This window comes from Rhizobacter fulvus (assembly GCF_964020785.1).
Map to the genome: position 1 here is coordinate 3,655,493 of NZ_OZ224516.1, position 13,608 is coordinate 3,669,100.

Consider the following 13,608-nt stretch of genomic DNA (forward strand, 5'->3'; position numbering starts at 1 on the left):
GCGGCTATTTGACAAGTTGCTCGCGCTCGTAGCGCAAGTAGACGATGGCGGCGTTGCGGCGGTGGGTGGTCTCGTACTGATCCCATGTCGCGAACTCGGGCAAGGCGGTCGCGTCGGCCACTTCGCTCAGCGGCGCGCCGGCGTTCACCAGCGCCCGCGCACGCGCGGTCAGCTGATCCAGATAACGTTCCACCTGCGTGATCATGCGCTTGTCGCCGGCCGGGCCGTGGCCGGGCACGATCACCTCGACCGGCAGCGCCTGCAGGTGGCGCAGCGCCTCCCGCCAGCCCGGCAGGTCGCTGTCGCCGACGTCGGGGATGCGCCGCGCCTCGAGCATCCCGCCGGCGAACAGCGTGCGGGTGCGCGGGTCGTAGACCGCGATATCGCCCGGGCCGCTGGAGTGGCCGTAATGCAGCAACTGGATCGGGCGACCGATCAGCGCCGCGGCGTCGAGCGCGAGCGGGTCGGTGAAGACGATGTCGGGCGTGAACATCGCGCTGCCCTGCATCGCGTCCTCGCCGAGCAGCGTGCGCAACGTCTTCAGGCAGGTGTCGCAGCGCGTGGCCATCAGGTCGGCCGCGGCCTGGTGCATCGCGACCGGGATCTTCTGCTCGCGGAACGCCGTGGCGCCGAACAGGAACTCCTGGCGGGTGTGGGTCACGATCGCCAGCCGCACCGGCTGGTCGGTGATGCCGCGAATCGCCGCGAGCAGCGCCTGGCCGTGGCGGTACGAGGTGCCGGTGTCGATCGCCAGCACGCCGCGCGGGCCGACGATGAAGCCGGCATTGCCGGTGCGCCCGAGGTTGGCGGGGTCGGGTTCGCCACCGGTGCCGGGCACCATGTAGACGCCGGCGGCGAGCTCGATCGGCGCCGGGTCGGCCGCCTGCACCGCCAGCGCCGCTCCTGCCAGGAGCGTGGCGGCGAGCCAGCGGGCGGTCGTCTGTCGCAGTGAACGCATGGCGGCCGCTACTTGCCCTCGACGAGCTTCTTCAGGTTCGCGAGCCCGCTTTGATAGACGCCCGTCACGGCCTTGACCGCGGCCTCGTCGTTCTTGTCGGGCGGCGGGTCGTTGTTCGGGTAGGCACGGTAGAACGCGCCGCGCCACTCGACTGTCGAGGCGGTGCCGGTGCCGCTGACGCTGATCGTCGAGGTGTAGTTCGTGACCGGCAGCGCGCCGCCGTCCTTGGCGCGGTAGCTGTAGCGCATCGCGGCGTCGTCGTAGCGTTCCAGCGACTCGACCAGCGCGCCGCCTCCCTTCAGGCCGACCTGGCGCACCGAGCCTTCCGCATTTCCCTTGTCGGCGGGGCTGGTCGCGACGGCCGGGTGCCAGTCCTTCAGCGCGTCGAAGTTCTTGATCTTCGCCCACACCGTCGCGGCGGGCGCGTCGATCGTGATCGTCTCGACGACCTTCTGGCGCGTCGGCCCGTGGGCCTGCGCCGGCCACGCGACGAGCGCGCCCAGCGCGAGGACGGTCGACAGCCGGGGCCACCAGCCGACAGTGGGTCTGTTGAGCATGCGGGACATCTCCTTGTTGTCGTGGGAATATCAGGGCGTGTCCGGCGGCGCGCCGATGAAGGCGCCGAAGCCGCGGCTGTTCTTGCCGGTCGCGATGCGGGCGAGCGTGCGGCCGCTCGCGGCGTCGAGCACGCTCACGTCGTCGTCCATCCAGTTGACGACGTAGACCCGGTCGCCGTGCGCGGCCACGCCCTCGGGGTAGCCGAAGCCGGGCAGCGTGCGCACGGTGGCGAGCCGTTCGGCATCGACGACGCTGACGCTGTCGTCGTGCTGGTTGGTCACGTAGAGCAGGGCTCCGGCATTCGCGAGCGCCGCCCCGTACGGCGCCTTGCCGACCTTGACCGTCGCGATCACCGCGAGCTCGCGGCCCGAACGGGTGTCGATGACCGAGACGTCGTCGCTCAGCACGTTCAGCGCATACAGGCGCTCGCGGCGTGCGTCGAGCAGCAGCGCGAACGGGTGCGTGCCGACCTTCACGCGGGCGCGCACGCGGCCGGTCGCGACGTCGACGGCGGCGATGCTGTCGTCGTCGCGTTCGGCCACGTACACGGTCGCACCCGCCGCATCGACCGCGACGCCCGCCGGCGCGCGGCCGAGCGCGACCGGCGGCAGTGCGCTGGCCGTCGCGGCGTCGAAGGCCAGCAGCTGGTTCGCGTACCAGTCGGCGACATAGAGGCGCGTCCCGTCCGGCGAGGCGTCGATGCCGACCGGGCCGCTGCCGGCCGGCAGCGTCGCGACGACGCGCTGCGTGCGCATGTCGATGACCGAGATGCTCTTGCTGTCGGGGTTCGAGACGTAGACGCGACCGGTGCGGCTCGCCGCGACGACGCCGGCCGGCGCGCGGCCGACCGGCACGGTCGCCACGACCTTCTGCGCCGCCAGGTCGATCACCGACACGTCGTGGCTGCCCTGGTTGGTGATGTACGCGAACGGCGCCGCCGCGGCGGGGCCGGCCGCCAGCGCGCCGGCCAGCAATGCGATGCCTGCGCGGGCCCAGGCGCGCATCGGCTCAGGCGCCCGGCGTGACGTCAATGCTGCTCTTCCACGCGGCGAGGTTGCTGTCGACCACCTCGGCGGTCAGCCGGCCCGGGCCGCGCGGCACGAAGTAGAAGCGCAGGTTCGGGTTCTCGCTGATCGCGAAGTCGAGGTCGGCCGACAGCACGGGCGCGCCGGCATAGGCGACGTTGACGGTTCGCACGAAGCGGCGCGGCGTGTACTGGCGCGTCAGCTGGTCCATCGCCATGCCCGAGTCGTTCGGGTGGCTGATCAACAGCTGCACCAGCGCCGGCTTGCCGGCGACCACCTCGCCGTCGACCTTCATCACGATCTTGCCGAGCGAAGCGAGCGCGGCCTGAGCATCCTTGCCCGGTGGCGCCGAGCAGCCGCCCGAGGCCTTGACGAAGCGGGTGCGCATCAGCAGGCGGCCGTCGTTCGTCTCGGCGATGGCCCGCACGAAGCTGTACTCGTCGACGCGCACGCGGGTCTCGATGTCGGCCCGGCCGCTCTGCGGCGTGAACGTGAAGATCGCGGCGATCGGCGACGGGTTGCTGTCGATCACGAGGTAGAGCTTGGCGACGAAGTTCGTCGCGGTGTGCGGCAGGCGCGCCTGCATCGCGATCGGCACGACTGCGGCATCGGCGGCGCGGATCGGGGCGTCGAGCCGCAGCACGTCGTCGCCGACATTCTCGATCGGGCGCCGCTCGAACAGGCTGGCCCGCACCTTCTGCCAGATCTCGCTGGCCTCCGGGTTGTCGCCCGACTTGATCTGCGCGCCGGCGCCGCACGGCAACCCGAGCGCGGCCCCGACCGCCAGCGCCGTGCCGGCCACCGTGACCTTGCGTCGAGCGAGCTGGGGGTTCATCGCAGGCCTACTTCGCGTCGTTGATGAAGCAGCCCTTCTTCACCTTGGCCTGCAACTCGCGGTACTTCTTGAGCTCGGGTTGCAGCGTGGGCGTGTCGCGGATCGAGTTGCCGCGCTCACCGCCGATCGACATGCCGTTGCTGATGGTCTGCATGGTCGTGTACTCGTCGTACCTGACCTCGGCCGCGAAGGCGTCGGCCGCGCACGAGCACTTGTTGACCATCTCGAAGTACGGGCCGGGGTGGGCGCGGATGCAGTCTTCGACGTAGAGCACGCGGGCGACGGTCGGGAAGTCGTTCGCGTGCGCGGCGCCGGCGACCAGCAGGAGGACGGCGAGCATCGAGGAACGCAGGGCGAAGGGTTTCATGGAGGTATCCGGAATCGTGGAGGGGCGGCGGCGTCAGGTCCCGGCCCTGGCAGGAGCGCTATCGGCGCCCTCGATCAGCAGTTCCTCGGCGAGCAGCGGCGGGGCGGCGGCGCCGTTGGCCGTGTCGGCGACCTGGGCGCGGATCGCGTAGATGCCGCCCGGCACCGCATCGGACAGCGTGAACACGTAGCGCTTGTTCGCCAGCCGTTCGAAACGCGGGCGGTTCGGGTCGTCGACATACGGCGTGATCGTGAACTCCTGACCGGCCACCGACTTGCCGCGGTAGCGCAGCGTCACGTCGCGCTGCTGGGCGCCCTGGTAGACCGCCATCCGGATGCGCTTGCGGAAATAGGCGGCCTTGCCCTTGGTCAGCCGCTCCATCTCGCGGATCTCGCGCTCGAGGAAGAACAGCGTGACCGGATTGCCCGAGGCGCCTTCGACCGGCGGCAGTTCGATCTTGCGCTCGCCGCTCAGGAACTCGCCGCTGGCGTCGCAGCACTTGCCGCTCGCCTGCGGCTTCAGCGCGATCGTGACCTTGTCGTCGAACGCCGGCTCCAGGCTGCCGCTGCGCCGGAACTGGTAGCGCAGCGTCATCGGCGGGCGCAGTTTCGCGAACTGGTCGGTCATGAACAGCGCGCGCTCGGCGGGTGAGAAGTCCTTGGCCGGCTCGTCCGCCCGCGCGGTCGCCATCGCCAGCGTCAGGCCGAGCGCCGCCAGCGTTGCAAGGGCCGAGTGCTCAATTTTTCTGTGCGGCATAGGAGGCGTCGACCAGGGGCACGCCGTATTCCTTCAGGATGGCCTGGATGTCGGCCTGGCGCGATTCGAGCAGGCCCTCGACCTGCTGCTTCCATTCACGTTCGCCGTAGCGCACGCCCATCGCCATCTGGTAGTCGAGCTTGACGCCGGGCTCCGACTTGAGCGGCAGCACGACGAGCTGCGGCGACTTGACGCGCTGCGCGAAGTAGCCGGCGATCGGGCCCCAGACGATGGCCGCATCGAGCTTGCCGCTGGCCAGGTCCTTCTCGATGATCTCGCCCGGGTACTGCTGCGGGTTCGGGTTCATGATCGGATAGGGCACGCCGCTTTCGAGCAGTTGGTGCTTCGACAGCCATTCCGAGGCCGGCGAGCGGTCGTAGATGCCGATGCGCATCGTGCGCAGCTTGGCCGGCTCGAGTGCGAGGAAATCCTGCACCGTGGCGACGTTGTCCAGCCCCTTGCCTTTCGCGAACACCAGCGCGTAGGTCGACCGGTAGTACGGCTTGGTGACCGACACGCCTTCGTCGAAGCCGACCGGCACGCCGATCACAATGTCGCACGGGTAGTCCTGCCCCGGCAGCTTGTAGCGCAGCGTGTTGCGGATGAACGCGAGCCGCTGCGGGAACGAGTAGTAGGTGACCGGCAGGTTCAACGCCTTGCCGAACACCTCGGCGATGCGGTTCTCGATGCCCTCGCCCTTGGTGTTGGAGAACGGCAGGTTGTTCGGGTCCTGGCAGACCCGCAGTTCAGTGCGTTTCGCCGGCGCGTCCTGCGCTGCCGCCGGCGGGCAGACCGACACCAGCGCGCACGCCAGCGCCAGTGCCGCCGATTTCATTGCGCGGCCTCGACGCGCGCCTTGGTGATGGCGCCGTCGGAGCGGCCCTTCAGGTAGGCGTAGAGGTTGTCGAGGTTCTTCATCACCTCGGCGTTGCCGGAGAACGCGACCATCTGGGTGTTCGGACGGCCGCTGGTGACCGTCTTGACGAACTCCTCCTTCGACAGCGTCTTCAGGCTGGTGATCAGCGACGGGCCGACCAGGCCTTCCTGGTTCGCGCCGTGGCAGCGGTCGCAGGCAGCGGAACGCCACGTCTTGAATCCCTGCAGCGTGTTCGCATCGACCTTGTAGCCGTCGACGACGGTGTAGGGCGCGGCGCCGGGTTTCGCGGACGGCGTCGCCTGGGCGACCGCGGCGATGGCCGGAATGGCGAGCAACAACGAGCAGAGGGTCTTGGAAATCTTCATGGGATGAGTGAGAGATCGAGATTGAAAAAGCGGGGACGGCCTTCCCAACGAATGCCGTCCCCCCGGTTCCCTCAGGCGCCGCGATCGATCGCGGCTGCGTTGTTATCGAAACGCGATCAGTTCGGCAGCGCGAACACGGTCAGCGAGCCACCCAGTTCGGTGTACTTCGCCAGATCGCGGTAGCCGCCCACGGCACCCAGGCCATCCTGGTCCTTCTCGAGACCCGCCGCCATGCCGATGCCGGCCCAGCCGCCGATGCCCGAGAACACGCCGATGTACTGCTTGCCCTTGTGCATGTACGAGAACACGTTGCCGATGATGCCCGACGGGGTCTTGAACTTGAAGAGCTCCTTGTTGATGTCCTTCTTGTCGACACACTTCAGGTAGCCCTCGAGCGTGCCGTAGCAGGAGATCCCGCCCGCGGTGTTGAGCGCGCCGCTCCAGACCGAGAACTTCTCGGCGTGGCTCTGCACGATCTTGCCGGTGCTGGCGTTCCAGGTGATGTAGTTGCCCATGCCCCCGTGGCTGCCCGGCGCCGGGAACATCGACAGCGTCGCGCCGACGTACGGCTGGCCCGCGGTGTACTCGACCTTGAACGGCTCGTAGTCCATGCAGACGTGGTTCGTCGGCACGTAGAAGAGCTTGGTCTCCGGATCGAACGAGGCCGGTTGCTGGTCCTTGCTGCCGAGCGCCGCCGGGCAGATGCCTTTGGTGTTGACATCGGGCCCGCCCTTGGCGGTCGAGTACTTCGCGACCACCTGCGGACGACCGGTCTTCATGTCGACGTGGGTGGCCCAGTTGACCTGCGGGTCGTACTTCTCGGCGACGAGCAGGGCACCGGTCACGCGGTCCATCGTGTAGGCGAAGCCGTTGCGGTCGAAGTGCACCAGCGCCTTGGTCGGTTTGCCCTTGACGTCGATGTCGGCCAGGATCATCTCGTTGATGCCGTCGAAGTCCCACTCGTCGTACGGCGTCATCTGGTAGACCCACTTGGCCATGCCGGTGTCGACGTCACGCGCGAAGATGGTCATCGACCACTTGTTGTCGCCGGGGCGCTGCGCCGGGTTCCAGGTCGACGGGTTGCCGGTGCCGTAGTACATCAGGTTCAGCGCCTTGTCGTAGCTGTACCAGCCCCAGGTCGTGCCGCCGCCCGTCTTCCATTGGTCGCCCTTCCAGGTCTTGAGCGACGAGTCCTTGCCGACCGGCGCCATCTTGCCGTCCGTCCAGGTCATCGTCTTGTCGGGGTCGATCAGCATCTCGGCGTCGGGGCCGACGCTGTAGCCCTTCCAGGCCAGCTTGCCGTCGGACAGGTTGTAGGCCGCGATGAAGCCGCGCACACCCCACTCGCCACCGCTGATGCCGGTGATGACCTTGTCCTTGAAGATGTGCGGTGCGTTGGTGTTGACTGCGCCGAGCTTCGGATCGCCGTTCTTGACGCTCCACACCACCTTGCCGGTCTTGGAATCGAGCGCCACCAGCGTGCTGTCGGCCTGCTGCAGGATGACCTTGCCTTCGGCATACGCGACGCCGCGGTTGACCGTGTCGCAGCACATCTGCGGGATCACGGCCGGGTCCTGCTTGGGCTCGTACTTCCAGACGATCTGCTGGTTGTCGAGGTTGACCGCGTACACCTTGTTCGGGAACGGCGAGGTCATGTACATCATGCCGTCGATCACCAGCGGCGAGCCTTCGTGGCCGCGCAGCACGCCGGTCGAGAAGGTCCAGGCCACCTGCATCTTGCCGACGTTGGAGGTGTTGATCTGCTTGAGCTGCGAGTAGCGCTGGTTGTACATGTCCCCCGCCTGCATCGCCCAGTTCCCGGTGTTGGCGATGTTCTTCTCCACATCGGCGTTGGCGAGCGCCAACGCCGGTACAGCGAGCAACGCCAGCCCGAACTGGCGGACCAGTCTCGCGCTCGATTGTCGAGAAACTCTCATTGATGTCTCCTTGCTTTTAAGGTGGTCTGGGTTGTTGCGAAGGTCGCCACCGGATCCCCTCGCGTGCTGTCGCAACAGGCCTTCGTCCGCAACATCCATGCCCATCCGGAAACGCAGGCCAATGCCCTGCGGCCGACATCGAAGCACCCCCCTCCGCGCGGCCTTTCAAGGGCGACAACCTTGGTGAAAACCCTCTCTTTTTCAACTTGAAAATCGGTCGGCGGCAACTCTTTCCGGCGCGAAATGTGGGGCCGCTCGGGCGTGGCATCGCGCGCCTCGGGGAAATCCCTCGCGCGTGGCATGGTCACGTCGGTCGCACATCGCGTCGAGCGTGTCGTCAGCCTGAAGTCGGCGCAACGCTTCAACTCACTTTTGGCGCAGAGTGTTCCACTCGCCGAGAGTGGGCGCGCCGCGCGGCCACGATGCGAACGTGCCGGCGAGCGCGGACGGCGCAGAAGTTGCTGTACCGTCCGCGCTGCACCCACCCAGACGCGCATCGAGCGACGTGCGCTCGCGGACCCGACGACCCCATGCTGCGAACCTCCGATCTCACTGCGCGCGATGCGCCCGCCGGCCGCGGCGGACGGGCGTCGCGCTGGCGCCGCGACGTGGCGCTGGTCGCGGCGCTCACCCTCGTCAGTTACCTGCTGGCCTCGGCCTTCGAGCTGCAGGAGGCGCTGGGGCGCGCGCTGGCGCGCTTCGAGCGCTGGCAGGTCGACGAACTGCCGTTCGCGCTGCTGGTGCTGGCCGGCGGGCTGGTCTGGTACGCGTTCCGGCGGCGCCGCGAGAGCCTGGTCCAGCTTGCGCTGCGCGAGCAGGCCGAGGCGCGCGTCGCCGAACTGCTCGCACGCAACCGCGAGCTGGCGCAGCAGCTGATCGCGCTGCAGGAGAGCGAGCGCCTGGCGCTGGCGCGAGAGCTGCACGACGAGTTCGCGCAGGGCTGCAGCGCGGTGCGGGTCGAGACCGCCTACCTGCTGCATTGCGCTGCCGACGACCACGCGGGCCTGAGCGCCAGTGCGCAGCGTGCCGACGCGGCGGCCCAGTCGCTGTACCGGCTCGTGCGCGACATGCTGCGCCGGCTGCGCCCCGCCGATCTCGACGCACTCGGCCTGGCGGCCGCGCTGGAGGCCCTGTGCGAGGGCTGGCGGCAGCGCACCGGCATCGCCTGCGATCTCGACACGGGGCGAGCGCCCGAGGCCGTGCTGCAGGGGCTGGACGATGCGACGACGATCGCGATCTACCGCATCACCCAGGAGGCGCTGACCAATGTCGCGCGCCACGCCGGCGCGACGCGCGTCCGGGTCTTGCTGGCGATCGTCGCGGCGCCGGCCCGCGGCCTTGAACTCGAGATCCAGGACGACGGCCACGGCATGGACATGCGCGTGGCCCGGCGCGGCCTGGGGTTGCTGGGCGCGACCGAGCGCGCCGCGATGATCGGCGGCAGCTTCGAGATCGGCAGCGCGCCCGGCGCCGGTGTGCGGCTCGTATTGCGCGCGCCGCTGCCGGCCGCCGTCGCCGGGTCGGTGTCGCCGGTCGAGGCGGTGGCGGCATGATCCGGGTGCTGCTGGCCGACGATCATCCGGTGGTCCGCACCGGCTATCGGCGCCTGCTCGAGCAGGCCGGTGACGTGCAGGTGGTGGCCGAGGCCAGCGACGGCGATGCGGCCTACGCCGCGTTCGTCGCGGCGCCGCCCGATGTGCTGGTGACCGACCTGTCGATGCCCGGCGGCGGCGGCATGGAGCTGATCCGCCGCGTGCTGTTGCGTGCGGCGGCCGCGCGCGTGCTGGTGTTCAGCATGCACGACAGCCCGCTGCTGGTCCGGCGCGCGCTCGAGGCCGGCGCGCGCGGCTTCCTCACCAAGGCGAGCGCGCCGGACGGCCTGGTCGTCGCGATCCGCGCGCTGCATGCCGGCCAGCGCTACCTCGGCCCGGAGCTGCCGGCCGCGCTGCTGCAGCCGCGCGAACCGCAGCCCGAGACCGAGCGGCTGGCGACGCTGAGCGCGCGCGAGTTCGAGATCTTCAAATTGCTCGCCCAAGGGCACAGCTCCGCCGAGTGCGCGCAGGTGCTGCGGCTGAGTCCGAAGACCGTGGCCAACCACCAGACGCTGATCAAGGAGAAGCTGGGCGTCGTCACCTCCGCGGCGCTCGCGCACCTGGCGCTGCGGCACCGCGTGATCGACGCCGCCGGTGCCTGACCGGTGCGTCGTCGGGAAGTTTTCCCTGGGCTGTCCGCGCCGCCGCCGGTAGCGTGGCGGCCACGTTGGACAGCAGCACGGAGTCACCCTTGAGAAGTATCGCTGCCGCGGCCCTGGCCACCTTCGCGCCCGCCGCTTTCGCGCAGGGCGCGCCGGTCGCCACGCTGCCGAGGGCCGAGGTCGTGGGCACCACGCCGGTCGCGGGCATCGGCCTGCCGAAAGACCAGATCCCGGCGAATGTGCAGACCGCCCGATCGGCCGACATCGACCGCAGTCACGCGCTCGACCTGAGCGACTTCATGAGCCGCCGGCTCGGCGGCGTGCATGTCAACGAGGTCCAGAACAACCCGTTCCAGCCCGATGTCAATTTCCGCGGGTTCACCGCGTCGCCCTTGCTCGGCACGCCGCAGGGCCTGTCGGTCTACGTCAACGGCGTGCGCATGAACCAGCCGTTCGGCGACGTGGTCAGCTGGGACCTGATCCCGCGCGGCGCGATCGCCAGCATCACGCTGATGCCGGGCTCGAACCCGCTGTTCGGCCTGAACACGCTCGGCGGCGCGCTATCGGTCGCGACGAAGGACGGGCTCACCCACCCGGGGTCGTCGGTGCAGGTGTCGGCCGGCTCGCATGGGCGCGTCGCGCTGGAATTCGAGAGCGGCGGCAGCCGTGCCGACGGGCTGGACTGGTACGTCAACGGCAACCGCTTCCACGAGCGCGGCTGGCGCCGGGCCTCGCCGACCGACGTGAGCCAGTTGTTCGCCAAGCTCGGGTTCAAGTCGGCCGACACCCGCCTCGCGTTGTCGGCCGCGCTCGCCGACAACACGCTGATCGGCAACGGCATGCAGGAGCAGCGCCTGTTGGCGTCTGACCGCGCCAGCGTCTACACCTCGCCCGACCGCACTGCCAACCGCTCGGCGATGCTGAACCTCGAAGCCCGCCACAGCCTGGACAACGCGTTCAGCCTCTCGGGCAACGCGTACTACCGCCGCATCCGCACCGCGACGCTGAACGGCGACGTCAACGACGAGGCGCTCGGCCAGGCGATCTACCAGCCGAACGCCACCGAGCAGGCGGCGTTGACCGGCGCCGGCTACAGCGGCTTCCCGACCAGCGGCGCCGATGCCGGCAACACGCCGTTCCCGACCTGGCGCTGCATCGCCAACGCGCTGCTCAACGACGAGCCGGCCGAGCTGTGCAACGCCGTGTTGAACACCACCCGCACCCGGCAGGCGAACTACGGCGTGGCGGGCCAGCTGAACTGGGATGGCATGCTCGCCGGGCGCAGCCACGTCGTCGTCATCGGCGCCGCACTGGACATCAGCCGGGTCGCGTTCACGCAGGGCTCGGAGCTGGGATTCCTGAATCCCGATCGCAGCGTGAGCGGCGTCGGCGCGTTCGGCGACGGCGTCAGTGGCGGCAGCATCGACGGCGAACCGTACGACACCCGCGTCGACCTGAGCGCGCGCACGCGCACCTGGAGCGTGTTCGCGACCGACACGCTGGCGCTGAACGACCAGACCCACCTGACGCTGTCCGGCCGCTACAACCGCACCGCCGTGACGAACCGCGACGCCATCCTCCCCGGCGGCGGGCCGGGCTCGCTGGACGGCGATCATGTCTTCGGCCGCTTCAACCCGGCGATCGGGCTGACCTGGTCGCCGAGCCAGCTGATCGGCGGCTACCTCGGGTACAACATCGGCAGCCGGGCGCCGTCGGCGATCGAACTGGGCTGCGCCGACCCGGCCAACCCGTGCAAGCTGCCGAACTCGTTCGCCGGCGACCCGCCGCTGAAGCAGATCGTCACCCGCACGCTCGAGGCCGGCTTGCGCGGCGGCGTGGCCGAGCAGTTCACCTGGAACCTCGGCGTCTTCCGCGCCGACAACCGCGACGACATCCTGTTCGTCGCCGACAACCAGGCCGGCTTCGGCTACTTCAAGAACTTCGGCAAGACACGGCGTCAGGGGCTGGAGGCGGGCGCAAGCGTGCGCGCCGCGGCGGGGCTGAACATCGGCTTCAACTACACCTATCTCGACGCCACCTACCGCAGCGCCGAAATCGTCGACGGCTCGGCCAACAGCAGCAACGACGCGGCGGCGGCCGGCTTTCCCGGTCACGAGGGAACGATCGCCATCGAGCCCGGCAACCGCATCCCGCTGATCCCGCGCCAGATCCTGAAGCTGTTCGCGGACTACCAGCCGAGCCCGGCGTGGACCCTCGGCGCGGACCTGTCGGCCGTCGGCAGCTCGTACGCGCGCGGCAACGAGAACAACCGGCACCAGCCCGACGGCGCCTACTACCTCGGCAACGGACGCAACCCCGGCTACGCAGTGCTGAACCTGAGCGTCGACTACCGACCCACGCCCCGATGGAGCGTGTTCGTCCAGGTCAACAACGTGTTCGACCGCCACTACACGAGCGCGGCGCAGCTGGGCGCGACGGCGTTCGACGCGAACGGCAACTTCCGCGCGCGCCCGCTGCCGGCCGACGCCAACGGCGACTGGCCGCTGCTGAACAGCACGTTCTATGCGCCCGGCGCGCCGCGCAGCGTCCGGGTCGGGGTGAAGTACGCCTTCGGCGGCTAGCCGGGTCAGGCGATCGTTCGGCGTGCGTCTTGCTTGACGGGCCAGGCGCTCGCCCGGACGCGCTGCGGGTGTTCCACGGGCGGCGCAGAGTGTCCCGCAGAAGGCATGCGGGTTTCAACCGAGCTCCCGCATGAACCGAAACGACGAACTGCTGGCCGACTGGCGTGACCGGGCCCTGACGCTGGAACACGAGGTCGGCCGCGCGGTGATCGGCCAGGCGCGCGTGATCCGCCTGGTCAACACCGCGGTGTTCGCCCGCGGCCACGTGCTGCTGCAGGGCGATGTCGGGGTCGGCAAGACGACCTTGCTGCGCGCCTTCGCGCGGGTGCTCGGCGGCGCATATGCGCGCACCGAGGGCACGATCGACCTGATGCCGGGCGACCTCGTCTACTACACCTACATCAGCGCCGAAGGCCGGCCGGCGGTCGAGCGCGGGCCGCTGATCGAGCACGGCGAGGACCTCGCGATCTTCTTCTTCAACGAGATCAACCGCGCCCGCCCGCAGGTGCACTCGCTGCTGCTGCGCGTGATGGCCGAGCGCAGCGTGCAGGCCTTCAACCGCGAGTGGCGCTTCCCGCACCTGCTGGTGTTCGCCGACCGCAACCGCGTCGAGCGCGAGGAGACCTTCGAGATCGCCTCCGCGGCGCGCGACCGCTTCATGATGGAAGTGACGATCGACGCACCGTCCGACGAGGACCAGCGCCGCGCACTGATGTTCGACCCGCGCTACCACGACACCGATGCGCTGATCGCCTCGCTCGCGGGCGCGCTGCTCGACCACCGCGACCTGAACGACGTGGCGGCGCAGATCCAGCGCAGCGTGCAGGCCTCCGACGCGCTGCAGAAGTACGCGCTCGACCTGTGGCGCGCCACCGCGGCGCCGGCCGACTTCGGCGTCAAGCTGGCCGACCTCGACACCGCCCAGCTGATGCTCGCCGGCGCCAGCCCGCGCGGCATGAGCATGCTGCTGCGGGCGGCCCGCGTCACGGCGTGGCTGGAAGGTCGCGACTACGCGACGCCCGAGGACGTGCAGGCGGTCTTCGACGTGACGATCGCCCACCGGCTGTGCTTCCAGCCGGTCTACGAGATGCGCCGCCAGGAGATCGCCGCGCCGCTGATCGCCGGCATCCTGGGCAGCGTGGCGGCGCCCTGAG

13 protein-coding genes are annotated in these 13,608 nt (G+C 69.6%); 4 read left to right on the forward strand and 9 right to left on the reverse strand.

Annotation, left to right across the window (positions count from 1 at the left end; all coding sequences use genetic code 11):
- Window positions 1-4: 4 nt before the first annotated feature.
- From ACWH49_RS17270 to ACWH49_RS17310, 9 genes are all read right to left on the reverse strand, one after another.
- Window positions 5-958: an MBL fold metallo-hydrolase gene (locus ACWH49_RS17270; RefSeq protein WP_448172577.1), complete on the reverse strand. Its 954-nt coding sequence runs from the start codon at window positions 956-958 to the stop codon at window positions 5-7.
- Between the two features lie 8 nt (window positions 959-966).
- The gene (locus ACWH49_RS17275) at window positions 967-1,515 is read right to left on the reverse strand and encodes an SRPBCC family protein (protein ID WP_448172578.1); all 549 of its coding nucleotides are present in this window, start codon (window positions 1,513-1,515) and stop codon (window positions 967-969) included.
- A gap of 30 nt (window positions 1,516-1,545) precedes the next feature.
- Window positions 1,546-2,520 (reverse strand): YVTN family beta-propeller repeat protein, encoded by a 975-nt coding sequence (locus tag ACWH49_RS17280; RefSeq protein ID WP_448172579.1) that lies wholly within the window; start codon window positions 2,518-2,520, stop codon window positions 1,546-1,548.
- Between the two features lie 4 nt (window positions 2,521-2,524).
- On the reverse strand, window positions 2,525-3,376 hold the full coding sequence (locus ACWH49_RS17285; RefSeq protein WP_448172580.1) for a quinoprotein dehydrogenase-associated SoxYZ-like carrier: 852 nt from the start codon (window positions 3,374-3,376) through the stop codon (window positions 2,525-2,527).
- A 7-nt stretch (window positions 3,377-3,383) separates the two neighbouring features.
- Window positions 3,384-3,743, reverse strand: coding sequence for a hypothetical protein (locus ACWH49_RS17290; protein WP_448172581.1), 360 nt, complete (start codon window positions 3,741-3,743; stop codon window positions 3,384-3,386).
- Between the two features lie 33 nt (window positions 3,744-3,776).
- On the reverse strand, window positions 3,777-4,499 hold the full coding sequence (locus ACWH49_RS17295; protein WP_448172582.1) for a hypothetical protein: 723 nt from the start codon (window positions 4,497-4,499) through the stop codon (window positions 3,777-3,779).
- Window positions 4,480-5,334 (reverse strand): substrate-binding domain-containing protein, encoded by an 855-nt coding sequence (locus ACWH49_RS17300; RefSeq protein WP_448172583.1) that lies wholly within the window; start codon window positions 5,332-5,334, stop codon window positions 4,480-4,482. Before ACWH49_RS17300 ends, ACWH49_RS17295 begins: the two co-directional genes overlap by 20 nt.
- The gene (locus ACWH49_RS17305) at window positions 5,331-5,741 is read right to left on the reverse strand and encodes a c-type cytochrome (protein ID WP_448172584.1); all 411 of its coding nucleotides are present in this window, start codon (window positions 5,739-5,741) and stop codon (window positions 5,331-5,333) included. Before ACWH49_RS17305 ends, ACWH49_RS17300 begins: the two co-directional genes overlap by 4 nt.
- A 116-nt stretch (window positions 5,742-5,857) precedes the next feature.
- Complete coding sequence (locus tag ACWH49_RS17310; protein WP_448172585.1) at window positions 5,858-7,678, reverse strand: methanol/ethanol family PQQ-dependent dehydrogenase; 1,821 nt, start codon at window positions 7,676-7,678, stop codon at window positions 5,858-5,860.
- Between the two features lie 530 nt (window positions 7,679-8,208).
- On the opposite strand from ACWH49_RS17310, the gene ACWH49_RS17315 reads away from it, so the two are divergent.
- From ACWH49_RS17315 to ACWH49_RS17330, 4 genes are all read left to right on the forward strand, one after another.
- Window positions 8,209-9,231 (forward strand): histidine kinase, encoded by a 1,023-nt coding sequence (locus ACWH49_RS17315; protein WP_448172586.1) that lies wholly within the window; start codon window positions 8,209-8,211, stop codon window positions 9,229-9,231.
- A complete protein-coding gene (locus ACWH49_RS17320; RefSeq protein WP_448172587.1) occupies window positions 9,228-9,872 on the forward strand; it encodes a response regulator in 645 nt (214 codons plus the stop codon). Before ACWH49_RS17315 ends, ACWH49_RS17320 begins: the two co-directional genes overlap by 4 nt.
- 89 nt (window positions 9,873-9,961) lie before the next feature.
- Window positions 9,962-12,454 (forward strand): TonB-dependent receptor, encoded by a 2,493-nt coding sequence (locus tag ACWH49_RS17325; RefSeq protein ID WP_448172588.1) that lies wholly within the window; start codon window positions 9,962-9,964, stop codon window positions 12,452-12,454.
- Window positions 12,455-12,584: 130 nt separating this feature from the next.
- Window positions 12,585-13,607, forward strand: a complete 1,023-nt coding sequence (locus tag ACWH49_RS17330; RefSeq protein ID WP_448172589.1) for an AAA family ATPase — start codon at window positions 12,585-12,587, stop codon at window positions 13,605-13,607.
- Window position 13,608: the final 1 nt, after the last annotated feature.